General features: G+C 68.1%; 22 protein-coding genes. 6 read left to right on the top strand and 16 right to left on the bottom strand.

Annotated elements, in window-relative coordinates; all coding sequences use genetic code 11:
• The first annotated feature begins 27 nt into the window (after window positions 1-27).
• Together C9E82_RS00895 and C9E82_RS00890 are read left to right on the top strand one after the other, a co-directional pair.
• On the top strand, window positions 28-720 hold the full coding sequence (locus C9E82_RS00895) for a metal-dependent hydrolase (RefSeq protein WP_119900216.1): 693 nt from the start codon (window positions 28-30) through the stop codon (window positions 718-720).
• 6 nt (window positions 721-726) lie between these two features.
• Window positions 727-2,523, top strand: a complete 1,797-nt coding sequence (locus tag C9E82_RS00890; RefSeq protein WP_122449169.1) for an aminopeptidase P family protein — start codon at window positions 727-729, stop codon at window positions 2,521-2,523.
• 87 nt (window positions 2,524-2,610) lie between these two features.
• On the opposite strand, the gene C9E82_RS00885 is transcribed toward C9E82_RS00890, so the two are convergent.
• The 3 genes from C9E82_RS00885 to gltX all read right to left on the bottom strand — a co-directional run bounded on the left by C9E82_RS00885 (window position 2,611) and on the right by gltX (window position 6,157).
• On the bottom strand, window positions 2,611-3,279 hold the full coding sequence (locus tag C9E82_RS00885; RefSeq protein ID WP_122449168.1) for an SDR family NAD(P)-dependent oxidoreductase: 669 nt from the start codon (window positions 3,277-3,279) through the stop codon (window positions 2,611-2,613).
• 113 nt (window positions 3,280-3,392) lie between these two features.
• Window positions 3,393-4,685, bottom strand: coding sequence for a citrate synthase (gene gltA / locus C9E82_RS00880; protein WP_119898468.1), 1,293 nt, complete (start codon window positions 4,683-4,685; stop codon window positions 3,393-3,395).
• Window positions 4,686-4,759: 74 nt separating this feature from the next.
• Window positions 4,760-6,157, bottom strand: coding sequence for a glutamate--tRNA ligase (gene gltX, locus C9E82_RS00875; RefSeq protein WP_119898467.1), 1,398 nt, complete (start codon window positions 6,155-6,157; stop codon window positions 4,760-4,762).
• A 201-nt stretch (window positions 6,158-6,358) separates the two neighbouring features.
• Between gltX and C9E82_RS00870 the strand changes: the two genes are divergently transcribed.
• A complete protein-coding gene (locus tag C9E82_RS00870; RefSeq protein ID WP_119898466.1) occupies window positions 6,359-8,488 on the top strand; it encodes a ComEC/Rec2 family competence protein in 2,130 nt (709 codons plus the stop codon).
• A 20-nt stretch (window positions 8,489-8,508) separates the two neighbouring features.
• On the opposite strand, the gene C9E82_RS00865 is transcribed toward C9E82_RS00870, so the two are convergent.
• The 5 genes from C9E82_RS00865 to C9E82_RS00845 form a co-directional block, all read right to left on the bottom strand.
• The gene (locus C9E82_RS00865; RefSeq protein WP_119898465.1) at window positions 8,509-9,873 is read right to left on the bottom strand and encodes an aminotransferase; all 1,365 of its coding nucleotides are present in this window, start codon (window positions 9,871-9,873) and stop codon (window positions 8,509-8,511) included.
• A 186-nt stretch (window positions 9,874-10,059) separates the two neighbouring features.
• Entirely contained in the window at window positions 10,060-10,482 is a 423-nt protein-coding gene (locus C9E82_RS00860; protein WP_119898464.1) for a VOC family protein, read from the bottom strand.
• 12 nt (window positions 10,483-10,494) lie between these two features.
• Window positions 10,495-10,959 (bottom strand): SRPBCC family protein, encoded by a 465-nt coding sequence (locus tag C9E82_RS00855; protein ID WP_119898463.1) that lies wholly within the window; start codon window positions 10,957-10,959, stop codon window positions 10,495-10,497.
• Window positions 10,952-11,593 carry a TetR/AcrR family transcriptional regulator gene (locus tag C9E82_RS00850; RefSeq protein WP_119898462.1) on the bottom strand — a complete coding sequence of 214 codons (642 nt, stop codon included), beginning with the start codon at window positions 11,591-11,593 and terminating at the stop codon, window positions 10,952-10,954. Before C9E82_RS00850 ends, C9E82_RS00855 begins: the two co-directional genes overlap by 8 nt.
• A gap of 65 nt (window positions 11,594-11,658) precedes the next feature.
• Window positions 11,659-11,985 carry a TfoX/Sxy family DNA transformation protein gene (locus C9E82_RS00845; protein ID WP_119898461.1) on the bottom strand — a complete coding sequence of 109 codons (327 nt, stop codon included), beginning with the start codon at window positions 11,983-11,985 and terminating at the stop codon, window positions 11,659-11,661.
• Window positions 11,986-12,047: 62 nt separating this feature from the next.
• Between C9E82_RS00845 and miaB the strand changes: the two genes are divergently transcribed.
• Complete coding sequence (miaB, locus tag C9E82_RS00840; protein ID WP_119898460.1) at window positions 12,048-13,406, top strand: tRNA (N6-isopentenyl adenosine(37)-C2)-methylthiotransferase MiaB; 1,359 nt, start codon at window positions 12,048-12,050, stop codon at window positions 13,404-13,406.
• 267 nt (window positions 13,407-13,673) lie between these two features.
• Here miaB and ccoP read toward each other — a convergent pair whose 3' ends face one another.
• The 4 genes from ccoP to ccoN all read right to left on the bottom strand — a co-directional run bounded on the left by ccoP (window position 13,674) and on the right by ccoN (window position 17,294).
• The gene (ccoP, locus tag C9E82_RS00835; protein WP_240643559.1) at window positions 13,674-14,549 is read right to left on the bottom strand and encodes a cytochrome-c oxidase, cbb3-type subunit III; all 876 of its coding nucleotides are present in this window, start codon (window positions 14,547-14,549) and stop codon (window positions 13,674-13,676) included.
• A gap of 194 nt (window positions 14,550-14,743) precedes the next feature.
• Window positions 14,744-14,932, bottom strand: a complete 189-nt coding sequence (locus tag C9E82_RS00830) for a cbb3-type cytochrome c oxidase subunit 3 (protein WP_119898458.1) — start codon at window positions 14,930-14,932, stop codon at window positions 14,744-14,746.
• Window positions 14,933-14,951: 19 nt separating this feature from the next.
• The gene (gene ccoO, locus C9E82_RS00825) at window positions 14,952-15,677 is read right to left on the bottom strand and encodes a cytochrome-c oxidase, cbb3-type subunit II (RefSeq protein WP_119898457.1); all 726 of its coding nucleotides are present in this window, start codon (window positions 15,675-15,677) and stop codon (window positions 14,952-14,954) included.
• A 12-nt stretch (window positions 15,678-15,689) separates the two neighbouring features.
• On the bottom strand, window positions 15,690-17,294 hold the full coding sequence (ccoN, locus tag C9E82_RS00820) for a cytochrome-c oxidase, cbb3-type subunit I (protein WP_119898456.1): 1,605 nt from the start codon (window positions 17,292-17,294) through the stop codon (window positions 15,690-15,692).
• A gap of 202 nt (window positions 17,295-17,496) precedes the next feature.
• On the opposite strand from ccoN, the gene C9E82_RS00815 reads away from it, so the two are divergent.
• A complete protein-coding gene (locus C9E82_RS00815; RefSeq protein WP_119898455.1) occupies window positions 17,497-18,336 on the top strand; it encodes a universal stress protein in 840 nt (279 codons plus the stop codon).
• 12 nt (window positions 18,337-18,348) lie between these two features.
• Here the strand turns inward: C9E82_RS00815 and queE are convergent, their stop codons facing one another.
• The 4 genes from queE to fnrL all read right to left on the bottom strand — a co-directional run bounded on the left by queE (window position 18,349) and on the right by fnrL (window position 21,013).
• Window positions 18,349-19,059 carry a 7-carboxy-7-deazaguanine synthase QueE gene (gene queE, locus C9E82_RS00810; RefSeq protein ID WP_119898454.1) on the bottom strand — a complete coding sequence of 237 codons (711 nt, stop codon included), beginning with the start codon at window positions 19,057-19,059 and terminating at the stop codon, window positions 18,349-18,351.
• Window positions 19,056-19,418 carry a 6-carboxytetrahydropterin synthase QueD gene (gene queD / locus C9E82_RS00805; protein ID WP_119898453.1) on the bottom strand — a complete coding sequence of 121 codons (363 nt, stop codon included), beginning with the start codon at window positions 19,416-19,418 and terminating at the stop codon, window positions 19,056-19,058. The genes queE and queD overlap by 4 nt, the downstream gene beginning before the upstream one ends.
• Window positions 19,418-20,125 carry a 7-cyano-7-deazaguanine synthase QueC gene (queC, locus tag C9E82_RS00800; RefSeq protein WP_119898452.1) on the bottom strand — a complete coding sequence of 236 codons (708 nt, stop codon included), beginning with the start codon at window positions 20,123-20,125 and terminating at the stop codon, window positions 19,418-19,420. Before queC ends, queD begins: the two co-directional genes overlap by 1 nt.
• Window positions 20,126-20,296: 171 nt before the next feature.
• On the bottom strand, window positions 20,297-21,013 hold the full coding sequence (fnrL, locus tag C9E82_RS00795) for a transcriptional regulator FnrL (protein ID WP_119898470.1): 717 nt from the start codon (window positions 21,011-21,013) through the stop codon (window positions 20,297-20,299).
• A gap of 80 nt (window positions 21,014-21,093) precedes the next feature.
• On the opposite strand from fnrL, the gene hemN reads away from it, so the two are divergent.
• The gene (hemN, locus tag C9E82_RS00790; protein WP_119898451.1) at window positions 21,094-22,446 is read left to right on the top strand and encodes an oxygen-independent coproporphyrinogen III oxidase; all 1,353 of its coding nucleotides are present in this window, start codon (window positions 21,094-21,096) and stop codon (window positions 22,444-22,446) included.

The following is a 22,446-nucleotide window of genomic DNA, read 5'->3' as shown; positions in this document are numbered from 1 at the left end:
CCCCGAACGCGATTTGTGGAGGCAGCGATGAAACTGACCTGGCTTGGACATTCCGGCTTCCGGCTGGAAATCGAGGATGCCGTCATCCTGATCGACCCCTGGCTGTCGGGAAACCCCGTCTTCCCCGAGGACCGGCGCGACGAGGCGATCCGGGGCGCCACCCATATCCTGCTGACCCATGGCCATGGCGACCATAGCGGCGACACGCTTGCCATCGCCAAGGAACTGAAGATCCCCGCCGCCGGCATCTATGACCTGATCAATTTCTGGCAGAACCGCCACGGGATCGAGGGGATCGGCTTCAACAAGGGCGGCACCGTCGATCTGGGCGGCGCGCAGGTCACGATGGTCAATGCCAGCCATTCCAGCTCGCTCGACGGGCCCGAGGGGCCGGTCTATGCGGGCCACGAATCGGGCTACATGATCGCGGGCGAGGGCCATGTGATCTATGTCTCGGGCGATACCGACATCATGGCCGACATGGGCTGGATGGGCGAATATCACCAGCCCGACATCGGCATCCTCTGCGCCGGCGGCCATTTCACCATGGACATGAAGCGCGCCGCCTTCGCGGCCCGGAAATATTTCGACTTCAGGACCGTGATCCCCTGTCATTACAAGACCTTCCCGCTGCTGGAGCAATCGGCCGAGGCCCTGCGCGACGGGTTGCCCGGCGTCGAGGTGATCGAGCCCGAGGTCCTGAAACCCATCACCCTGTGAGGCCCGATGTTCCAGAGCTTTGACGACCCCGCCGGCGGCGGCGACCATCCCGCCCGCCTTGCCGCCCTGCGCGAAAGGCTGGCGGCGCTGGGGCTGGACGGCTTCATCGTGCCGCGCGCCGATACCCATCAGGGCGAATATGTCGCCGATGCCGATGCGCGGCTGGCCTGGCTGACTGGCTTTACCGGCAGCGCGGGCTTCGCCATCGTGACAGCGGATCGCGCCGGGGTCTTCATTGACGGCCGCTACCGGGTGCAGGTGAAGTCGCAGATCGACCTCGACTGCTTCACCCCGGTTCCCTGGCCCGAGACCCGCCCCTCGGCCTGGCTGGCCGAGGCGCTGCCCGAGGGCGGCCGCATCGGCTTCGATCCCTGGCTGCATACCCGCTCCGAGATCGAGGCGATGGAGAAGGGGCTGGCGGACAGCGGCATCGGGCTGGTGGCGCTGGACGAAAACCCGCTGGATGCCGTCTGGACCGACCGCCCGCCGCCGCCCCTGGGCAAGGCGCGGCCCCATGACGATGCCTTGGCGGGCGAATGCGCCCATGCCAAGCGCCACCGCCTGGCCGCGACGCTGCGCGATGCCGGGCAGGCGGCGGCCTTTCTGTCGCTGCCCGATTCGATCTCGTGGCTTCTGAACATCCGCGGCAGCGACCTGCCCAAGAACCCGGTCGTGCAGGGCTTCGCGGTGCTGGGCGATGACGGCCATGTCTCGCTTTTCGCCCACCCGGCGAAATTCGACGACGCCTTGCGGGCGCGGCTGGGCAACGAGGTCTCGATCCTGCCGCCCGAGGGCCTCTCGGCCGCGCTTGGCGCGCTGGAAGGCCCGGTGCGGCTGGACCCGGCCACCGCCCCCGAGGCCGCCTTCCGCCTGGTCGAGGCCGCCGGCACCCCGATCGCCCGCGCGCCTGACCCGGCGATCCTGCCCAAGGCGCGCAAGAACGCGGCCGAACTGGACGGGATGCGCGCCGCCCACCGCCGCGACGCGGTGGCGATGATCCGGCTCCTCGCCTGGCTCGACGCGCAGCAGGTGGCTTCGCTGACCGAGATCGACCTGGTCGAGAAGCTCGAGGCGCTGCGCCGGGAGGAAGGCATCCTCGACATCAGCTTCGACACGATCTGCGGCACCGGCCCGAACGGCGCCATCGTCCATTACCGCGTCACCCGCGCCAGCAACCGCCGCCTACGGGAAGGCGAATTGCTGCTCCTGGATTCGGGCGGGCAATATGCGGACGGCACCACCGACATCACCCGCACCCTGCCGCTCGGCGCCCCCCCGGCCGAGGCCCGCGCCCCCTATACCGCGGTCCTGCGCGGCATGATCGCGCTCAGCCGCGCGCGCTTTCCGCGCGGCGTGGCCGGCGCCCATATCGACGCGCTGGCGCGGCAGTTCCTGTGGATGGCGGGGCTTGACTACGACCACGGCACCGGCCACGGCGTCGGCGCGGCGCTCTGCGTCCATGAGGGCCCGGTGCGCATCAGCCGCGCCAGCGACCTGCCGCTGGAGCCCGGCATGATCCTCTCGAACGAGCCCGGCTGTTACCGCGAGGGCGCCTTCGGCATCCGCATCGAGAACCTGGTCGCCGTCACCGAGGCCGAATCCGAACCCGGCCGCCAGATGCTGGGCTTCGAGACGCTGACGCTCTGCCCGATCGACAGCCGCCTGATCGACCTGGCCAGCCTGTCGCGCGACGAGATCGCCTGGCTCGACGCCTATCACGCCCGCGTCCGCGCCGAGATCTCGCCGCTCCTCGATCCCCTAAGCCGCGACTGGCTGGCCCAGGCGACCGCTCCCCTGACCTGAAGCTTCTTCGTTGTCGAAATACCCCGCGGGGGGTGCGGGGGGCGCGAAGCCCCCCGCCGTCGCGGGACGCAATTCCCCGGGAAAATTCTAAAGCGCCGCCAGGATCCGCTCGGCCTCGGCCTTGCAGGGCGTCAGGGCGCCGCGGTCCTCGCCGGGGAAGAACCGCGCGCGCAGGGCGGTGGGCATCGGGGCGGGGCTGTCGATCACGATCCGCGGCCCGATCCGCTCGGCCTCGGCTTGCCAGCTGCGGGCCAGCGCGATCTGGGCGGATTTGGTCGCGCCATAGGCGCCGAAGAACTTGGCCCCGCCGCGCGCATCCTCGAAGAACAGCGCCGTGCCCTGCCGCGCGATCAGCAGGGGCTCCAGCAGGGCGATCAGCCCGCGCGTCACCTCCAGATTGACCAGCACGGATTTCGACCAGTCCTTGCCGTCGATATGCGGCACCGGCGACAGCGGCGCGGCATGGATCGCGCAATGCGCCCACAGGTCCAGCCCGCCCCAGCGCTCGGCCATGGCCTGCACCATCTGCTGCATGGCCGGGGCCTCGGCCACGTCCATCGGCGCCAGCGTGGCGCTGCCCCCGGCTGCGCGGATGCGGTCGTCCAGCTCTTCCAGCCCGCCGACCGTCCGGGCCACGGCCAGGATGTGATAGCCCCGCGCCGCCAGCCCCTCGGCCAGCGCCGCCCCCAGCCCGCGAGAGGCCCCTGTCACCAGCGCCAGCTTCTGCGCGCCCGTCTGTTGATGCGTGTCACTCATGTCAGGCTCCATGCCAAAGCCCCGCCTTGCGCGCAAGATCCGCCGTCCCCTGCGCGCCTCCGGTCACGAAAAAGGGGGCCGCCCGGCCCCCTTCGCATCGCCTGCCGCCGCGATCAGCGCTTCGCGACATCCACATAGTCGCGCTTCTCGGCGCCGACATAGAGCTGCCGCGGACGGCCGATCTTGTTCTGCGGATCGCCGATCATCTCTTTCCACTGCGCGATCCAGCCCACCGTGCGCGACAGCGCGAAGATCGGCGTGAACATCGAGGTCGGGAAGCCCATCGCCTCGAGGATGATACCCGAGTAGAAATCCACGTTCGGATAGAGCTTCTTCGAGACGAAGTAATCGTCCTCCAGCGCGATCCGCTCCAGCTCCTTGGCGACCTGCAGCGTCGGGTTGTTCTGGACGCCCAGCAGGTCCAGCACCTCGTCGGCCGATTCCTTCATCACCTTCGCGCGCGGGTCGAAATTCTTGTAGACCCGGTGGCCGAAGCCCATCAGGCGGAACGGATCGTCCTTGTCCTTGGCCTTGCCGATATATTCGGGGATGCGCTCCACGCTGCCGATCTCGCGCAGCATCTCCAGGCAGGCCTGGTTGGCGCCGCCATGGGCGGGACCCCACAGGCAGGCGATGCCGGCGGCGATGCAGGCGAAGGGGTTCGCCCCCGACGATCCGGCCAGCCGCACGGTCGAGGTCGAGGCGTTCTGCTCGTGATCGGCATGCAGCGTGAAGATGCGGTCCATGGCGCGGGCCAGGGCCGGATCGACATTGTATTTCTCGGCCGGGACCGAGAAGCACATGTGCAGGAAATTGCTGGCATAATCCAGCTCGTTCTGCGGATAGACGAAGGGCTGGCCGATGGAATACTTGTAGGCCATCGCGGCGATGGTCGGCACCTTGGCGATCAGCCGGATCGCGGCGACCTCGCGCTGCCAGGGGTCGTTGATGTCGGTCGAATCGTGATAGAAGGCCGACATCGCGCCGATGACGCCGACCATCGTGGCCATGGGATGCGCATCGCGGCGGAAGCCGCGGAAGAAGTTGTGCATCTGTTCATGCACCATGGTGTGGCGCGTGACGCGGTTCTCGAAATCGACCATCTGCGCCTCGGTCGGCAATTCGCCGTAGAGCAGCAGGTAGCAGACTTCCAGGTAATGCGATTTGGCGGCCAGCTGCTCGATCGGATAGCCGCGATACCACAGCTCGCCCTTGTCGCCGTCGATGAAGGTGATCGTCGAATCGCAGCTTGCCGTCGAGGTGAAACCGGGATCGTAGGTGAACACATCCGCCTGGCCATAGAGCTTGCGGATATCCAGAACCTCGGGCCCGATGGTCGGCGTCAGGATCGGCAGCTCGTATTCGGCCCCTTTGATGCGCAGTGTCGCCTTGTTCGGTTCGGCCATCTAAACGTCCTTTCCGGCTGAGCCAGGCCATCCATCCTTTTGCTCGGGGCGGCCCTGGCATGTGAGAGCAGGCTTCAGCCTGCCAATTCGGTCTGGTCCTGAAGCCGGGCCAGCGATTCCTCGCGGCCTAGCACCGTCATCATGTCGAACACGCTGGGAGTGGCGGTCCGTCCGGCCAGAGCGGCGCGCAGCGGGCCCGCGATCTTGCCCAATCCGACGCCATTTTCCTCGGCGACCGTCTTCGCCGCCTGCTCCAGCTCGTTGCGGGTCCAGCTAGCATGCTGCAATGCGGCAGTCAACGATTTCAGCATACCACGGGATACCGAATCCAGGGACTTGTCTGCTTTCTCGTCGATCTCGACCGGCCGCTCGATCAGCGCGAAACGGGCCTGGTCCAGCAGGGCGGGCAGGGTTTTCGCCTTTTCCTTCAAGGCCGGAAGCGCCGCTTCCAGCCGCTGCCGCTGGCGGTCCGTCAGGGCCGGGGCGCCGGTTTCGCGCAGGAAATCCTGCAGCAGCGCCAGCAGCGCGGCGTCTTCCATCGCGCCGATATGGTGGCCGCTGACATGTTCCAGCTTCCTGAAGTCTAGCCGCGCGGGCGCCCGCCCGATGCCGGGCAGGTCGAACCATTCGCGGGCCTGCGCGTCGTCAAACAGCTCGTCGTCGCCATGGCTCCAGCCCAGCCGCGCCAGATAGTTGCGCATCGCCGCCGGCGGATAGCCGAGCGCCGCGAATTCGTGCAGCCCCACCGCGCCATGGCGCTTGGACAGTTTCTTGCCGTCCTCGCCATGGATCAGCGGGATATGGGCGAAGACCGGGCGCGGCCAGCCCATCGCGTCATAGATCTGGATCTGCCGCGCGGTATTGGTCAGGTGGTCGTCCCCCCGGATCACATGCGTCACGCCCATGTCGTGGTCGTCCACCACGACGGCCAGCATGTAGGTCGGTGTCCCATCGCTGCGTAACAGCACCATGTCGTCCAGCTGGTCGTTGGCGACGCGGACCTGGCCCTGCACGGCGTCCTCGATCACCGTCTCGCCCGTCCGTGGCGCCCGCAGGCGAATCGCATGGGGCGCGTCCGGCAGGTCGGTGGCGTCGCGCCAGGGGCTCTGGAACGGCTGGCGGGGGTTCGCCTCGCGCCAGGCGGCGATTTCCTCGGGGGTCGAGAAGCACCTGTAGGCCGTGCCCGCCGCCAGCATCTGCCGGGCAACCTCGGCATGGCGGTCCTTGCGGGCGAACTGGCTGACCGGCTCGCCGTCCCAGTTCAGCCCCAGCCATTCCAGCCCCTTCAGGATCGCCGCCGTCGCCTCGGGGGTAGAGCGCGCGCGGTCGGTATCCTCGATCCGCAGCAGGAATTTCCCGCCCCGGCCGCGGGCATAGAGCCAGTTGAACAGCGCCGTCCGCGCGCCGCCGATATGCAGATAGCCGGTCGGGGAAGGGGCGAAACGGGTGACGACAGGGGGGGTCTGGGACATCAAAGCCTTTGAATTTGCAGTCGCTGGAGGAGGACGCGCGTTAACCTTTTGGTAAGCCGCCCATGCCATTCTTTGCGCGAGTGATAGAGAAGCGGTCGGGAAAGGACAAGAATGTCTGCCCTTTCGGGCATTGCGGCGTCTGCAACGCAGGCAGCACGGCCGGGAAACGCTCCGTCCCGGCCGGCTGTTCCGGCAGGAGCCATGCGCCGACCCCGCCCGGCGGCGATCAGCCGGGCGGGGCTGTTCCTGTGGGTGCCGGTCTGGATGTCGGCGGGGATCGGGCTGTGGTTCGCCGCGCCGGGTTTCTGGGCGGGACCCATGCTGATGGTCCTGCCCGCGGCCGGGCTTCCGGCCCTGTTGCTGGCGCTTGCCGCGCCGCGGCTGGCCGCGCGCGGCCGGATCGGCTGGGGCCTGGCCGACATGCTGCGGCTGGGCGCGGCGATGGTGGTGCTGGTCGTGCTGGGGCTGGGGCTGACGGCGGCGCGTTCCGCCATGGTCGCGGCGCCGGTGATGGAATGGCGCTATTACGGCCCGGTGGAAGGACGGCTGGTCGCGATCGACCGCTCGGCCCGCGACCGGATCCGGCTGACCCTGGACCAGGTGGTGCTGAGGAATACCGCCCCCGACCGCGTGCCGCATCGTGTCCGCCTGTCGCTGATGGGCGCGGCTGCCGAAACCGAGCCGCCGCCCCTGGGCCAGCGGGTGATGCTGACCGGCCATCTGGGTCCGCCGCCGGGACCCGCCGCGCCGGGCAGCTTCGATTTCCGCCAGCATGCCTGGTTCGGCGGGCTGGGCGCGGTCGGCTATACCCGCAACCCGGTCATGGCCGTCGCCCCGCCCGAGGGCGGCATGTGGTGGATGCACCGGGCGCGCATGTCGATCAGCGCGGGGTTGCAGCAGGCCATCGGCGGGCAGGAGGGCGCGGTGGCGGCGGCGCTGATGACCGGCGACCGATCCGGCATCAGCGAGGCCACGAACGAGATCATGCGGGCCTCGAACCTCTACCACATCATCTCGATTTCCGGGCTGCACATGGGGATGCTGGCGGGCTTCGTCTACAACGCCCTGCGGCTGGCGCTGGTGCTGGCGGGGGGCCTGGGCGCGCGCCTGCCGCCGGCCACGCACAAGCTGGCGGCGGGGGCGGCCATGGCGGCGGCGGCGATCTATCTGTGGCTGTCGGGCGGCGGCGTCGCGACCGAGCGGTCCTTCATCATGGTCGCCGTCATGCTGGGCGCGATCCTGGCCGACCGGCGCGCGATCTCGCTGCGGACGCTGGCGCTGGCGGCGGTGCTGATCCTGATCTACAGCCCCGAATCGCTGATGTCGCCGGGCTTCCAGATGAGCTTTGCCGCCACCGCCGCGCTGATCCTCAGCTATGGGCCCTGGCTGGCGGTGGCGCATCGGGTGCCGTGGTGGCTGCGGCCGGTGGCGATGCTGCTGGTGTCGTCCTTCGTGGCGGGCATGTCGACCTCGCCCATCGCGGCGGCGCATTTCAGCCGGATGGCGCAATACGGGCTGGTCGCCAACCTGCTGGCGGTGCCGGTCATGGGCACGCTGGTCATGCCGGCGGGGGTGATCGCCGCGCTGCTGGCGCCGCTTGGCCTTGCGGGCCCGGCGATCTGGGTGATGGGCATCGGCACGAAATGGATGCTGCTGGTGGCCGAAGCCGTCGCCGGGCTGAATGGTGCGGTGACGGCGATCCCGATGCCGCCCTGGCAGGTGCTGCCGATGATGGGTTTCGGCGCGGCGCTGGCGGTGCTGTGCTGGCGGCGCGGGCAAAGCCTGCGCCCCTCGTTGCCGCTGGCCGGGCAGGCGCTTGGCTGGCTGCTGCTGCTGGGCTCGGCCGGCCTGTGGGCGGCGGGGCAGCGGCCCGCCCTGCTGATCGCGCCCGAGGGCGAGGCCGCCGGGTTGATGACGCCGCAGGGCCGGGCGATGTCCAAGCCCTCGGGCGGCAGCTTCGTCGCCGGCAACTGGCTGTTGGAGGATGGCGACATCGCCACGCAGGAACAGGCGGCGGCACGGCCGGGCTGGCAGGGCGACGGCCGGGACCGGCGGATCGACTGGCCGGAGGCCGGGCTGACCGTCTGGCATTTCACCGGCAAGGGATCGGGCCTGCGCGCGCTGGAGGCCTGCCGGCCCGGCCGGATCGTGATCGCCTCGGAGGCGGTTCCCAGGGACCGCCGCGAGGGCACCGGGGCCTGCCTATTCTTCGATCCCGTCAGCCTGCGGCAGACCGGCGCGCTGGCGATCGACGCGACCGGGCAGGGGCTGCGCATCACCGGGACCGCGGACTATCTTGGCGCGGTGCCCTGGGCGGGCCGGGCGCGATGAGGCGCGCGGCCCCGCGGCGCTCAGCCCAGTTCGGCGAAGACCTTTTTCAGCGCCTGTTCCAGCTTGTCGAACATCTCGTCCATCTGGTCCTCGGTCAGGATGAAGGGCGGGCAAAGCACGATGGACTGCCCCAGCGGCCGGCAGATCAGGCCCAGGTCGGTGCAGGTATTGGCGATGCGCTCGCTGACCGACAGATGCGCGTCGAAGGGGGTTTTCGTCGCCTTGTCCTTCACCGCCTCCAGCGCCCACATGAAGCCGATGCCGCGCAGCTCTCCGATATGGTCGCTGCGTTCCATGATCGCGCGCAGCCCGGCCTCCATCCGCGGGGCAAGGCGGCGGACATTCTCGGCCAGCCCCTCGTTCATCACCACGTCGATGGCCTTCAGCGCGATGGCGCAGCCGACCGGATGGCCCGAGGCGGTGAAGCCATGCGGGAATTCCTCGATCCGCTCGACCGCCGCCTGCACGCGGTCGGCCAGTTCCGGTCCCAGGATCACCGCGCCCATCGGGAACAGCCCGGCGGTCAGGTTCTTCGAGGAGATGATCGCGTCGGGCATGAAGTCATAGGTCTGGCAGCCCCACAGCTTCCCGGTGCGCCCGAAGCCGCAGATCACCTCGTCCGAGATCACCGGGATGCCGTATTTGCGCAGGATCGGCAGCATCGCCTGGAAATAGCCCGCCGAGGGCGGAATGACCCCGCCCGCGCCCATCACCGGTTCGGCGAAGAAGCCGGCGATGGTGTCGGGACCCTCGCGCTGGATGGTGTCCTCCAGTTCCTGGGCCAGGCGGGCGGTGAACTGCTCCTCGGTCTCGCCCGGCTTGCCCTCGCGCCAGTAATGCGGGCAGGTCAGGTGGATGAAGCCGGGCAAGGGCAGGCCGAAGACCGAATTGTAGGGCTTGCCGGTCATGCTGGCGGAAACCGCCGTGACGCCGTGATAGGCGTTCCAGCGGGTCAGGATCTTGCGGCGCTGCGGATTGCCCTCGCTGGCATGGAGGAACCACAGCATCTTGACCATGGTGTCGTTCGCTTCCGAGCCGGAATTGGTATAGAAGACCTTGCCGCGGGCGAAGGGGGACACCTCGACCAGCTTTTCCGACAGCATCACGGTCTGGTCGGACATGCGGCCGAAGAAGGCGTGATAGCCGGGGAAGCGGTCGTATTGGGCCTTGGCGGCCTCGGCCAGACCCTTGTGGTCGAAGCCCGCGACCATGTTCCACAGGCCCGAATTGGCGTCCAGGTAGCGACGGCCGTTCACGTCGACGACATAGGGCCCCTCGCCATGGGTCAGCACCACCGCGCCGCGCTGGTTCACGCTTGGCAGGTCGGTAAATCCGTAAAGCGAATATTCGTCGGCGCGGGCTTCCCAGCTTTGCGGTTTGTTCATCTCGCGTGCCTCCATGGACCGGTTCGGGGGCAAGCTAGCCGGGCGGCGCGGGGCGTTCAATGGGCAGCGCGGCGCCGGCCGGGGCGGGCGGGCACTCTGCCGGCGGGACCGGGCGGCGGATGTCGGAATGCCCGCCGCCCGCGGCGATCTGCCGTCCCGCCCAGATCCGCCGGATGCGGCGCGTGCCTAGGACGGCTGGCCCTTCGCGCCGGTGAAGCTGAGCATCCAGGGCGTGCCGAAGCCGTCGCGGAACATCGCGAAACGCTCGGCCCAGAAGGTTTCGCCGGGCGGCATCGCGATGCTTTCGGCGCCTTCGGAAAGCGCCGCGAAGACCCGGTCGAACTCGTCGCGCGAGGGCGTCTCGATGGTGACGTAGAAGCCTTGCGGACGCTCATACATCTCGGCCGAATTGTCCGAGGCCATGACGGTCGAGCGGCCAAGCCGCATCGCCATGTTCATCACCATGTCCTGATCGCCGGGCATCCGGTCCTCGGGCGCGGCGTCGCGGTTGCGGAAGACGCCGGTGATCTCGCCGCCCAGGACATCAGCGTAGCGGGTCATCGCCTCCAGGCAATTGCCCTTGAAGAACAGATAGATGGTCGGTTCCATGAGATCCTCCTGTCACAAAGTCTTCGCCAGTTCCTCCAGCTGGTCGGCGGCCGCGCCCCAGCCTTCGTGGAACCCCATCGATTCATGTTCCTTGCGGGCTTCCTCGGTCCAGTGCATGGCGCGGGCGACATAGCGGGTCCGGCCCTCGCCGGCATCCTCGAAGCTGATCTCGGCGACCATGAAGGGTCGCCCCGAGGGCCGCCAGCCCGGCCGGAACGCATCGGTGGTGACCAGCTTGCGCCCCTCGGAAATCTCCAGGAAGACGCCGGTATTGGGGAATTCCTCGCCCTCGGGGCCGTGCATCACGGTCGAGAATTCGCCGCCGGGCCGCAGGTCGATCACCGCGTCGGTGACATGCCAGGGCTTGGGGCAGAACCATTGTTCCAGCAGGGCGGGCTCGGTCCAGCAGCGCCACAGCGCCGCGCGCGGGGCGTCCAGGACGCGTTCCAGGACCAGTTCGTTGATGTCGTCAGTCATGATGTCCTCCCTGGGACGGGGCTGCGAAAAGCAGCGTCAGATAGCGTTTCAGGTGATCGACGCTGTCGGTGGCGACGGACGGATCGTCCGCGGCCTTGGCGAGGATGAAGGCGCCCTGCAGCACCGCCTGGGTATGGGCGGCAAGGCTGGCGGGCGTCCAGTCGGCGCGGATGCCGCGCGCCTCGATCGCGGCGGCGATGTCGGGTTCCAGCGTCGCGGCATGGCCGAAGATGCTGGCCGCGCAGGCCTCCCGGATCGCCGGATGGGCGTGATAGGCTTCCTGCGTCATCGTGCCGACAAGGCAGGTGAAGGCCTCCAGTTCCCCGGCGATGAGCTGCCGCCGGAAATCGACATAGCCCAGCACGCGATCCACCGGATCGGCGTGGTCGTGATAGGGCGCGGCGGCAAACAGCGCCCCGGTGGTTTCGGACCAGTATTCGGCGGCGGCCACCCCCAGCGCCTCCTTGCTGGCGAAATGGTGGAAGAAGGCGCCCTTGGTGACGCCCGCCGCGCGGCACAGCTGGTCGACGCTGGTGGCGGCGAAGCCCTGTGCGCGGACGATGTCGCGGGCGGCCTCCAGCAGCCTCGTGCGGGCATCGCCCCGGTCCGGGTCCTGTTTCGTCTTTCGTGCCATGGTTAAACATACCTACCAGTCGGTATGTATTGCAAGAAAATCTTTCCCTGTCTTTTCAGCGGCCTTCAGGGGCGCCGCGGCCCGATCTGGTCCAGCGCCGCCTCGATTCCGGTCAGCGGCGTGCCCCTGACCTCGGCCAGCAGCGAATCGAAGCGTTCGCGCAGGACGGCCTTTTCCGCGCCCTGGCAGTCGTTCCAGGGGCGGCCCTGCAGGGCCATGTGCAGCACGTAATAGCCGATGAAATGCGGCTTCTCGCCGGCGACCAGCAGCGCGCGATAGGCCTCATGCGCGCCCATCGCCCGCAGGCTGGCGGCATCCGGCACCCCCGCCGCGACCAGCGCCTTCGCCGTCGCGGGGCCGATATGCTTGATCGTGACCAGGTCGCTTTCCATGCCCGCCTTTCCAAAAGCCGCGCTTTCCTGTATCAGCACGCGAATTCCAAGGACAGCACGGCATGAGTGACCAAGCCAAGACCCCGGCCGCATCTTCGGCAGCCAAGAAGCTATTCATCAAGACCTATGGCTGCCAGATGAATGTCTATGACAGCCAGCGCATGGCCGAGGCCATGGGCGCGGAAGGCTATGTGCTGACCGAGAACCAGGCCGAGGCGGACATGGTGCTGCTGAACACCTGCCATATCCGGGAAAAGGCGGCCGAGAAGCTGTATTCCGACCTGGGCCGGCTGAAGCCGCTGAAGGCCGAACGTCCCGACCTGAAGATCGGCGTCGCGGGCTGCGTCGCGCAGGCCGAGGGCGAGGAGATCACCCGGCGGATGCCGCTGGTCGATCTGGTCGTCGGCCCGCAGGCCTATCACCGCCTGCCCGCCATGGTGCGCGGCGAGGCGCCGCGGATCGTCACCGACTTCCCCGAGGAGGACAAGTTCGACCACCTGCCGGCCCGCACAAGCCTGAATCGGGCGACCCGCCGCGCGCCCGCGGCCTTCCTGACCGTGCAGGAGGGCTGCGACAAGTTCTGCGCCTTCTGCGTCGTGCCCTATACCCGCGGCGCCGAGGTCAGCCGCCCGGTCGAGCGCATCCTGGCCGAGGCCCGCGACCTGGTCGCCCGCGGCGTGCGCGAGATCACGCTGTTGGGCCAGAACGTCAATGGCTGGCATGGCGCGGGCGCGGATGGGCGCGAATGGGGCTTCGGGCGCCTGATCCGGGCGATCGCCGAAATCGACGGGCTGGACCGGATCCGCTATACGACCAGCCACCCCAACGACATGGCCGGAGACCTGATCGAGGCGCATCGCGACGTGCCGCAGCTGATGCCCTATCTGCATCTGCCGGTGCAATCGGGCAGCGACCGGATCTTGAAGGCGATGAACCGCAAGCACACGGCCGCCGAGTATCTGCGGCTGATCGACCGGATCCGCGACGCGCGCCCCGACATCATGCTGACCAGCGATTTCATCGTCGGTTTTCCGGGCGAGAGCGATGCCGACCACCAGGCGACGCTGGACCTGGTGGCGCAGGTGAATTTCGGCACCGCCTTCAGCTTCAAGTATTCGCCGCGTCCGGGAACCCCGGCCTATGACCGCCCCGAGGTCGACGGCGATCTGGCCGATGCGCGGCTGCAGGAATTGCAGGCGCTGCTGACGCGCCAGCAGAAGGCCGCGCAGGAAGCCATGGTCGGGCGCACCCTTGGCGTGCTGTTCGAGAAGCCGGGCCGCGAGGCGGGGCAGATGGTCGGCAAGTCGGACTATCTGCATTCGGTCTTCGTCGAGGCGCCCCAGGCGCAGATCGGCGATCTGGTCCAGGTCCGCATCCTGGAAAGCGCGCCGAATTCGCTGCGGGGCGAGTTGGCGGCCTGAAAGCCGGGGGGCGGGAAAAAAGGCGGCCGGTCTCCGAGGAACGCGCGAACAGGACGGAGACCGGCCGTTTCCGCGCCGATGGGACCGGCACGAAAACCCCTGGGATGACGCGGCTATGGTCGTGCCCGGTGGCGGGCGGATTGTTCCGGGCCGCGAAACCCTGTTAATCTTCAGCCGGCCCCCCAAGGAACGCGCGAACAGGATGGGGGACCGGCCTATTCCGCACCGAGTTGGGTGGACAGTGCGGAAACCGGGGCCGAGGGGCGGCTATTCGCCGCCCCCCAGCGCGTGGACATAGGCGGTGACGGCGCGGATATCGGCCTCGGACAGGCGCGAGGCCCAGGCCGGCATCACCCCATGCGGGCCTTCCGCGACGATGCGCGTCACCGTGGCGCGGTCGCTGCCATAGAGCCAGACCGCATCCGCCAGGTTGGGCGCGCCCTGGTCGCGGTCGCCGGTGCCGTCATCCATGTGGCAGGCCGCGCAATTGTCGGCATAGACCTCTGCCCCCGCCGCGGCGCTGGCGGCGTTGTGGGGCAGGTCGGACAGCGACAGGACGTAATCCACCACCTGCGCGATCTGCTGGCGGTCCAGCAATTCGTCGGTGCCGAAGCGCGGCATTTCCGAATAATGGGTGTCGGGGTCCAGCGGGTCGCGGATGCCGTGGCGGATCGTCTGGTGGATCTCCTCCAGCGAGCCGCCCCAGAGCCAGTCGTTGTCCAGAAGGTTCGGATAGCCCGCAGCCCCCGCCGCGCCCGAGCCGTGGCACTGCGCGCACCAGGTGCGGAACACCGCGCCGCCGGCGTTCATCGCATAGTTGGACAGTTCCGCATCGCCCGGAATCTCCTCCAGCGCGACCTCGGTCAGGCGGGCCTGCACCCCGGCATTGGCCTGGTCGAAGCGCTGGATCTCGGCCGCGACCTCCTTGCGGTAATTGGTGCCCAGCAGGCCCTGGGTCGCGCCGCTGACCAGCGGGATCGCCGGATAGGCGATCATGTAGCCGATGGCCCAGACGATCGTGGCATAGAAGGTCCACAGCCACCAGCGCGGCATCGGGTTGTCGTATTCGGTGATCCCGTCCCATTCATGCCCGGTCGAGCCGACCTCCTGCACCAGCCCCTTGCGGCGGGCCGGCCGGCGCATTTTCGGGGCGACCGGGGCATCGGGCCGGGTTCGCTCGGGGATCTCGCCGGCGATCTTGGCGGCATGTTCGGCATCGGCCGACTGGCGTTCCAGGTCGATCCGGTTGTCCGGGTTCGCGGGCGAGGCGACGTCATCGGCGGGCTTGCCTGCCGGGGGCTGGTTGCCAAGCGGGCTGTTCTTGTCCTCGTCGGCCATTACCGGCTCTCCTTCTCATCCGCCGTGGCCGGGCGGGTCTCGTGGCGGAAGATGCTTTCGGCCGCGTCCTTCTGCGCCACGCGCGATCCGGGGCGGAAGACGAAACCCACCATGCCGACGAAGAACAGCGTCAGGGCAAGCAAAGCCCAGCTATCGGCCAGCTGGCGCAGGAAGCTGTAAAGTTCCATGGCTCACTTCTCCTTTCGCTCAGCGGTTCGGATCGGGCTCGAAGGTCGAGAAATCGACCATCGTGCCAAGCACTTGCAGATAGGCGACCAGCGCATCCATCTCCGTCAGCTGCGGCTGGCGGTCGAAATTGCGCTGCTGGGCGCCCGGATAGCGTTCCATCAGCCCCGAGGGATCGGCGTTCGGATCGGCCTGGGCGCGGAAATCGGCCACGGCGGCGGCGATCATCGCATCGTCATAGGGCACGCCGACGCGGGCATCGGCGCGCAGCCGCTGCTGGATGCGGTCGGGACGGATCGGCCGGTCCATCAGGAAGCCGTATTTCGGCATGATCGATTCCGGCACCACCGATTGCGGGTCGCGCAAATGGTCGACATGCCATTCGTCGGAATAGCGCCCACCGACGCGTGCCAGGTCCGGCCCGGTGCGCTTGGAGCCCCACTGGAACGGGTGGTCATACATCGATTCCGCCGCCAGGCTGTAATGGCCGTAACGCTCGACCTCGTCGCGCATCGGGCGGATCATCTGGCTGTGGCAGACATAGCAGCCCTCGCGGATATAGATGTCGCGCCCGGCCAGCTCCAGCGGTGTGTAGGGGCGCACGCCCTCGACCTTCTCGATGGTGTTTTCCAGGTAGAACAGCGGGGTGATCTGCACGATGCCGCCGATGGTCACCACCAGGAACGAGAAGATCAGCAGCAGCGTCGCGTTCTTTTCGAGGATCTTGTGCTTTTGAAGGATTTGCATGGCTGGCTTCCCTTATTCCGCCGGCACGGCGATGGCCGTCGAATGGGCCTTGGGTTGCCTGGCGACGGTGGCCCACAGGTTCCAGGCCATGATGATGCCCCCGGTCAGGTACAGCACACCGCCCAGGGCGCGCACGACGTTCATGGCGAACTTGGCCTGGACCGTGTCGGCGAAGGCGTTGACCAGGAAGCCCTGGCTGTCCACTTCGCGCCACATCAGCCCCTCCATGATCCCCGAGACCCACATCGAGGCCGCGTAGAGGACCAGCCCGATGGTCGCCAGCCAGAAGTGCCAGCTGACCAGGCCAAGCGAATACAGCCGCTCGCGTCCCCACAGGCGCGGCACCAGATAGTAGAGCGCGCCGAAGGTGATCATGCCGTTCCAGCCAAGCGCGCCGGAATGGACATGGCCGATGGTCCAGTCGGTATAGTGCGACAGGCTGTTCACGGCCTTGATCGACATCATCGGCCCCTCGAAGGTGGCCATGCCGTAGAAGCCGACCGCGACGACCATCATGCGGATGATCGGGTCGGTGCGCAGCTTGTCCCAGGCCCCCGACAACGTCATCAGCCCGTTGATCATGCCGCCCCAGCTGGGCATCCACAGCATGATCGAGAAGACCATCCCCAGCGTCGAGGCCCAGTCGGGCAGCGCGGTATAATGCAGGTGGTGCGGGCCGGCCCAGATATAGAGGAAGATCAGCGCCCAGAAGTGGATGATCGACAGCTTGTAGGAATAGACCGGGCGTTCGGCCTGTTTCGGGATGAAGTAATACATCATCCCCAGGAAGCCGGCGGTCAGGAAGAAGCCCACAGCGTTGTGGCCGTACCACCATTGCACCATCGCGTCCTGCACGCCCGAGAAGACCTGCACGGATTTCGACCCGAAGACGCTGACCGGCATCGACAGGTTGTTGACGATGTGCAGCATGGCGATGGTGACGATGAAGGCCAGGTAGAACCAGTTGGCCACGTAGATATGCGGTTCCTTGCGCTTGATGATCGTGCCCAGGAACACCGCCAGGTAGACCACCCAGACCACGGTCAGCCACCAGTCCACATACCATTCCGGTTCGGCATATTCCTTGGACTGGGTGGCGCCCAGGATATAGCCCGAGGCGGCCAGCACGATGAACAGGTTGTAGCCCCAGAACACGAACCAGGCCGCGTTGCCGCCCCACAGCCGCGCTGCCGAGGTCCGCTGCACGACATAGAAGCTGGTCGCGATCAGCGCGTTGCCGCCGAAGGCGAAGATCACCGCGCTGGTATGCAGGGGACGCAGCTTGCCGAAGTTCAGGTAGCCCTGCGCCAGCTCGCTGAAGTTCAGCGCCGGAAAGGCCAGCTGGAAGGCGATGACGACGCCGACGAGGAAGCCGACGACGCCCCAGAACGAGGTGGCGATGACGCCCGCGCGGACCACTCCGTCCATGTATTCGTTGGGATTCGGGCGGGTGACGGGTTCGTCGATATTGCGCAGCACCCAGACGAACATGCCCCCGGCGACCAGCATCACCGTCAGCGCGTTGACCATATAGGCCAGGTCATGCGCCAGGTTCGCGCCGATCGCAGCCATCAGCGCGACGCTCCCCAGCAAGATCAGCTTCACATAATTCCACATGGCTCGCAGTGTCCCCTTGGCTGGATTTCCCGCCCGGGCAGCGCGAATCGCGGCTGCGCCAAGGGGTCTTCCGATGGGCCGGGAATAGGCCGGGCCGGATCAAGAAACCTTGATCTGTGTCAAAAAGCCGGTTTGACGCGGATCAAGGCCGGCGCGATAGTTGCCAGGTATCATGCCGGAAATGCCATCAACGGAGGCTTCCATGGCCTATAAGACGATCCTCACCGTCCTGACCGATTCCCGCGAACTGCCCCAGCTGGACGCCGCCGCAGATCTGGCCACGCGCGAGGACGGGCATCTGGAAGTGCTCTGCCTGGGCATCAACCCGGCCGAGGCGGGCTATTTCTTTCCCGGCGGCGCGCCCTATGCGTTCCAGGAAACCATCGCCCAGGCGATCGAGGATGCCGAGGTGCTGGAAAAGGCCGCCCGCGCGCGTCTGGCGACCAGGACCGACCTGCGCTGGAGCGTCGATTCGGCCGCCGCGCAGACCGGCGGGCTGGCCTCTCTGGTGGGGATGCGGGCGCGGTTCTCGGACCTGACGGTGCTGTCGCGCCCCTATGGCCCCGAGGCCGGCGCCGCCGCCGAGGCGGTGACCGAGGCCGCGCTCTTCGAGGGCGGCTGCCCGGTGATGATCCTGGCCGATGCCGGCCTGCCCGCCAATCCGCCGCGCCGGGTGCTGGTCGCCTGGAACCAGTCGCTGGAGGCCCTGGCCGCCGTCCGCCGCGCCCTGCCGCTGCTGAAGGCCGCCGAATCGGTCGAGATCACCGTGATCGACCCCCGCCGGGCGGGGGCGGAACGCTCGGATCCCGGCGGGGCGCTGGCGCAGATGCTGATCCGCCACGGCGTCAAGGCCGAGATCGCGGTCCTGGCCCGCACCGCCCCCACCATCAGCGACGAGCTGAACCGCCGCGCGACCGAGATCGGCGCCGACCTGATCGTCATGGGCGCCTATGGCCATTCGCGCTTCCGCGAGGCGATCCTGGGCGGCGCGACGCGGAACATGCTGGAAAAGGCCAAGGTTCCGGTGCTGATGGCGCGCTGAGCGCCGGCTGCCTCAGACCCCGCGCTTGTTGCCCCACAGCATCACATGCAGCTGCGGCAGCACGCGCGGCGCGAACCAGCCGTCGCCGGTCACCTTCTCGACCAGCCACAGCAGCCGGTCGGCCACCTGTTGCGCGCCGACCGGGACCGAGGGGTCGACCTCCGGGTTGCCCGGCTGCAGATAGAGCGGCAGGTCGGGATGGCGCGCGGCGGCCTGCCGGGCCCATGCGTAATCGGCCTCGTCGAACACCACGATCTTCATCACCATCCGGCCCGCGCCCCGTCCCGCCGCCAGGCAATCCGCGAAGGCGTTCCAATCCGTGACCTGCCCGCTGGAGGGCGGCTTGGGGCTCAGCACCAGCATGTCCAGCGCCCCGAACCAGTCGCGCGCGACCGACCCTTGGGTCTCGCAGGCGAAGCGATAGCCCGCCGCGCGCCCCATCTCGATCAGCGGCCCGAAATCCTGGATCGCCGGATTGCCGCCCGAGATCGAGACCGTCAGCGCCCGCCCGCCCGACAGCTGCCGGACCTTCGCCCAGACCGCCTCGCTCGTCATTGCCGCCCATGTGTCGCGATAGCGGCTGTCCACCGCATGCATCGAATCGCACCAGGCGCAGCGATAGTCGCAGCCGCCCGCGCGCACGAAGACCGTCGGCTCGCCGATCAGCGCGCCCTCGCCCTGTATCGTGGGGCCGAAGATCTCGGCGATGCGCAGCCGGCTCATGCTGGGCCCGGCCGGTATTCGGCCCAGGTCTTCGGCGTCTCGCTGACCCGCACCGCGGCGGTTTCCGGCCAGCGGGCCCGGCACCAGTCGAAGAAATGCCGGGCCAGGTTTTCCGCCGTCGAGGGCACCTCCAGCACGTCGTCCAGGTGCCGGTGGTCGAAATGGGTGTCGATATAGGACTTCAGCGCCTTCAGCTCGTGATAGTCGCGCACGAAGCCGTCCGCGTTCAGGTCGGCTGCTGCCAGCTCGACCACGACGACATAGTTGTGGCCATGCAGCCGCGCGCATTGATGATCCGCCGGCAGATGCGCCAGTTGATGCGAGGCGGAAAAGTGGAACTCCTTGCTGATCCGGTACATCAGGCGCCCCCCGCTGCATGTCCGGCCAGCGCCCGGCGCCAGAAATCGGCATCGTCATAGCTGGTCGGGTCGGCAATGCCGGCCAGCGCGAAGGCCTCGCGCCGCTCGACGCAGGTGCCGCAGCGCCCGCAGTGATTCGCGCCGCCCTTGTAGCAGGACCAGGTCTCGGCGAAGGGCGTGGCGTGGCGGGCGCCCTCGGTGACGATATCGGCCTTGCTGCGATGGACGAAGGGCACGAACAGCTCGATCTCGGCATACCCGTCCAGCGCCGCCTTCTGCATGGCGGCGAAGCTGTCGGTGAAGGCGGGGCGGCAATCGGGATAGATGAAATGATCGCCGCCATGCACGGCCGCCGCCACCGCCTCGTCGCCCTTGGCGGCGGCGATCCCGAAGGCGATGGCCAGCATGATCGCATTGCGGTTCGGCACCACGGTGACGCGCATGGTCTCCTCGGCGTAATGGCCGTCGGGCACCTCCAGCGCGTCGGTCAGCGCCGATCCCGACAGCGCCGCGCCGATGCCGGAAATGTCGATCAGCTGATGCGGCACGCCCAGCCGGGCGGCGCAGCGGGCGGCGAAATCCAGCTCTTTCCGGTGCCGCTGGCCATAGTCGAAGGACAGAAGGCCGGTCAGCTCGCGCCTTGCCGCGACCATATGGGCAAGCGAAACCGAGTCCAATCCGCCCGAGCAGATGACGAGTGTCTTCATTCTGGAACCCTTGTTTTGTTACCCGGGTAGGCTGCGACCGGGACCCGTGACCTAACGCTTTTGGCGGGAAATGCCAAGCCGGGCAGGGAATCGGCCGGCTTTCATCTTGGCGGAAATATCCCGGGGGGAGTCCGCAGGACGGGGGGCAGCGCCCCCCTCTGCCGCCGCGGCTCAGCTCAGCCAGCCGCCATCCGAATCGTCGCCCGATTCCTCGACCAGCCGGGCATAGTCGGGCAGGATCACGCCGCGCTTGCCGCTCAGCTCGATCACCCCGTCCTTCTTCAGCGCGCTGACCTGGCGGCTGACGGTCTCCAGGGTCAGGCCCAGGTAATCGGCCATCGCCTCGCGGGTCAGCGGTAGCTCGACCTCCATCCGGCCGCCGGGATGGCGCTTGTTCAGCGATGCCTCGCGCCGGGCGATGATGGCGATGAACGAGGCGATCTTCTCGCGCGCGGTCTTGCGGCCCAGCAGCAGCATCCATTCGCGGGCCGCGTCCAGCTCGTCCAGGGTCATCTCCAGCAGCCGATGCGCGATATGCGGGGTGCGCCGCATCATTTCGTCGAAGGGCTTGCGGCGGAAGCAGCACAGCACGACCTTGGTGGTGGCGGTGGCGTTATAGGCCACGCGCTCGCGCCCCGGCCGGCCCAGGAAATCGCTTGGCAGCAGCAGGCCCACCATCTGCGTGCGCCCGTCGTCCAGCGTCTGGGTCAGCGTCGCCACCCCGATCACCACCGAGGCCACGAAATCCATCCGGTCGCCTTCCCAGACGATCGCCTGTCCGGGCTCGAAGCTGCGATAGAACTTCATGCCCTCCAGCAGGGTCAGCTCGTCGGATTCGCAATGGGCGCAGACGGCGCGATAGCGAATCGGGCATTCCGCACAGCGCATCTCGCCGTGCTGGCCCCTTTCCGGGGGCGTCTTGATCTGGGTCAAGGCATTCGCGCGCATCGTGCCCCATTCATACCCGCATGAGTACCGTTTCGCAACTTCGCCGCCTGGGACTGTTTGACGCGCGCGTGCCGCGCTATACCAGCTATCCTCCGGCCACGCATTTCACCCCGTCCGTCGGTGCGGGCGATGTCGGCGACTGGATGGCGGCCATCCCCGCCGGGTCCGAGATCTCGCTCTACCTGCATGTGCCCTTCTGCCGCCGGCTGTGCTGGTTCTGCGCCTGCCGGACGCAGGGCACGCAAAGCCTGGACCCGGTGCGGATCTATGCCCAGACCCTGCTGGCCGAGATCCGCCTGCTGCAGGAACGGCTGCCGAAGGTGCGGCTGTCGCGGCTGCATTGGGGCGGGGGAACGCCGACGCTGCTGCCGCCCGACCTGATCGCGCATCTGGCCGGGGCGATCTTCGATGCCTTCCCCTTGGCGCCCAGGGGCGAATTCTCGGTCGAGATCGACCCGTCCGAGATCGACGCGCCGCGCATGGCGGCGCTGGCCGCGGCGGGCATGAACCGCGCCTCGATCGGGGTGCAGGATTTCGACCCATTGATCCAGCAGACCATCGGCCGGATGCAGAGCTTCCAGGTCACCGCCGATGCGGTGCGGATGATTCGCGATGCCGGCGTGGCCAGCCTGAATGCCGACATCCTCTATGGGCTGCCGCATCAGGACCGCAGCCGGATGTCGGAAACGGTGCAGAAGCTGCTGGCCCTGTCGCCCGACCGGGTGGCGCTTTACGGCTATGCCCATGTGCCCTGGATGTCCAAGCGGCAGGTGATGATCCCCGAGGAGACGCTGCCCGACAACGAGGCCCGGCTGACCCTGTTCGAGACCGCGCGCGACCTGTTCGCCGCCGACGGCTATCTGGAGATCGGCATCGACCATTTCTCGCGCCATCACGACGGGCTGGCGCGGGCCCGCGACCTGGGGCAGCTGCGGCGCAATTTCCAGGGCTATACCGACGACCGGTCCCAGGTGCTGATCGGGCTGGGGGCCTCGTCGATCTCGCGCTATCCGCAGGGCTATGCGCAGAACGCCCCGGCGACCGGCGCCTATACCGCCGCGATCCGCGAGGGGCGGCTGGCCACCACGCGCGGCCATGCCTTCACCCCCGAGGATCACTGGCGCGGGCGGATGATCGAATCGCTGATGTGCGATTTCCGCATCTCGTCGCAGGAGATGATCAAGCGCCACGGGCTCAGCCAGGCGCAGCTGCAATCGCTCTATGCGCCGCTGATCGCCCGTTTCGGCACCATGGTCGAGGTCCGTCCCGCCGGGCTGCGGATCACGCCCGAGGGGCGGCCGCTGACCCGGATGATCGCGCAGATGCTGGACGGCTATGACGCGCCGGCGGGCGGGCACAGCCCGGCGATCTGA

The organism is Paracoccus sigandri, from assembly GCF_003709565.1.
Lineage (GTDB): Bacteria > Pseudomonadota > Alphaproteobacteria > Rhodobacterales > Rhodobacteraceae > Paracoccus > Paracoccus siganidrum.
This window is presented reverse-complemented; position numbering and strand designations above follow the sequence as displayed.

What these genes read in the sequence shown, in the direction of transcription:
- gltA (WP_119898468.1), bottom strand. Translation starts at nt 4,685, where the DNA reads ATGGCCGAACCGAACAAGGCGACACTGCGCATCAAAGGGGCCGAATAC.
- miaB (WP_119898460.1), top strand. Translation starts at nt 12,048, where the DNA reads ATGAGTGACCAAGCCAAGACCCCGGCCGCATCTTCGGCAGCCAAGAAG.
- C9E82_RS00885 (WP_122449168.1), bottom strand. Translation starts at nt 3,279, where the DNA reads ATGAGTGACACGCATCAACAGACGGGCGCGCAGAAGCTGGCGCTGGTG.
- C9E82_RS00870 (WP_119898466.1), top strand. Translation starts at nt 6,359, where the DNA reads ATGCGCCGACCCCGCCCGGCGGCGATCAGCCGGGCGGGGCTGTTCCTG.
- fnrL (WP_119898470.1), bottom strand. Translation starts at nt 21,013, where the DNA reads ATGCGCTGTGCGGAATGCCCGATTCGCTATCGCGCCGTCTGCGCCCAT.
- C9E82_RS00860 (WP_119898464.1), bottom strand. Translation starts at nt 10,482, where the DNA reads ATGGAACCGACCATCTATCTGTTCTTCAAGGGCAATTGCCTGGAGGCG.
- C9E82_RS00865 (WP_119898465.1), bottom strand. Translation starts at nt 9,873, where the DNA reads ATGAACAAACCGCAAAGCTGGGAAGCCCGCGCCGACGAATATTCGCTT.
- queD (WP_119898453.1), bottom strand. Translation starts at nt 19,418, where the DNA reads ATGTACCGGATCAGCAAGGAGTTCCACTTTTCCGCCTCGCATCAACTG.
- gltX (WP_119898467.1), bottom strand. Translation starts at nt 6,157, where the DNA reads ATGTCCCAGACCCCCCCTGTCGTCACCCGTTTCGCCCCTTCCCCGACC.
- hemN (WP_119898451.1), top strand. Translation starts at nt 21,094, where the DNA reads ATGAGTACCGTTTCGCAACTTCGCCGCCTGGGACTGTTTGACGCGCGC.
- C9E82_RS00845 (WP_119898461.1), bottom strand. Translation starts at nt 11,985, where the DNA reads ATGGAAAGCGACCTGGTCACGATCAAGCATATCGGCCCCGCGACGGCG.
- ccoN (WP_119898456.1), bottom strand. Translation starts at nt 17,294, where the DNA reads ATGTGGAATTATGTGAAGCTGATCTTGCTGGGGAGCGTCGCGCTGATG.
- C9E82_RS00830 (WP_119898458.1), bottom strand. Translation starts at nt 14,932, where the DNA reads ATGGAACTTTACAGCTTCCTGCGCCAGCTGGCCGATAGCTGGGCTTTG.
- ccoO (WP_119898457.1), bottom strand. Translation starts at nt 15,677, where the DNA reads ATGCAAATCCTTCAAAAGCACAAGATCCTCGAAAAGAACGCGACGCTG.
- queC (WP_119898452.1), bottom strand. Translation starts at nt 20,125, where the DNA reads ATGAAGACACTCGTCATCTGCTCGGGCGGATTGGACTCGGTTTCGCTT.
- C9E82_RS00850 (WP_119898462.1), bottom strand. Translation starts at nt 11,593, where the DNA reads ATGGCACGAAAGACGAAACAGGACCCGGACCGGGGCGATGCCCGCACG.
- C9E82_RS00895 (WP_119900216.1), top strand. Translation starts at nt 28, where the DNA reads ATGAAACTGACCTGGCTTGGACATTCCGGCTTCCGGCTGGAAATCGAG.
- C9E82_RS00815 (WP_119898455.1), top strand. Translation starts at nt 17,497, where the DNA reads ATGGCCTATAAGACGATCCTCACCGTCCTGACCGATTCCCGCGAACTG.
- ccoP (WP_240643559.1), bottom strand. Translation starts at nt 14,549, where the DNA reads ATGCGCCGGCCGGCCCGCCGCAAGGGGCTGGTGCAGGAGGTCGGCTCG.
- C9E82_RS00855 (WP_119898463.1), bottom strand. Translation starts at nt 10,959, where the DNA reads ATGACTGACGACATCAACGAACTGGTCCTGGAACGCGTCCTGGACGCC.
- C9E82_RS00890 (WP_122449169.1), top strand. Translation starts at nt 727, where the DNA reads ATGTTCCAGAGCTTTGACGACCCCGCCGGCGGCGGCGACCATCCCGCC.
- queE (WP_119898454.1), bottom strand. Translation starts at nt 19,059, where the DNA reads ATGAGCCGGCTGCGCATCGCCGAGATCTTCGGCCCCACGATACAGGGC.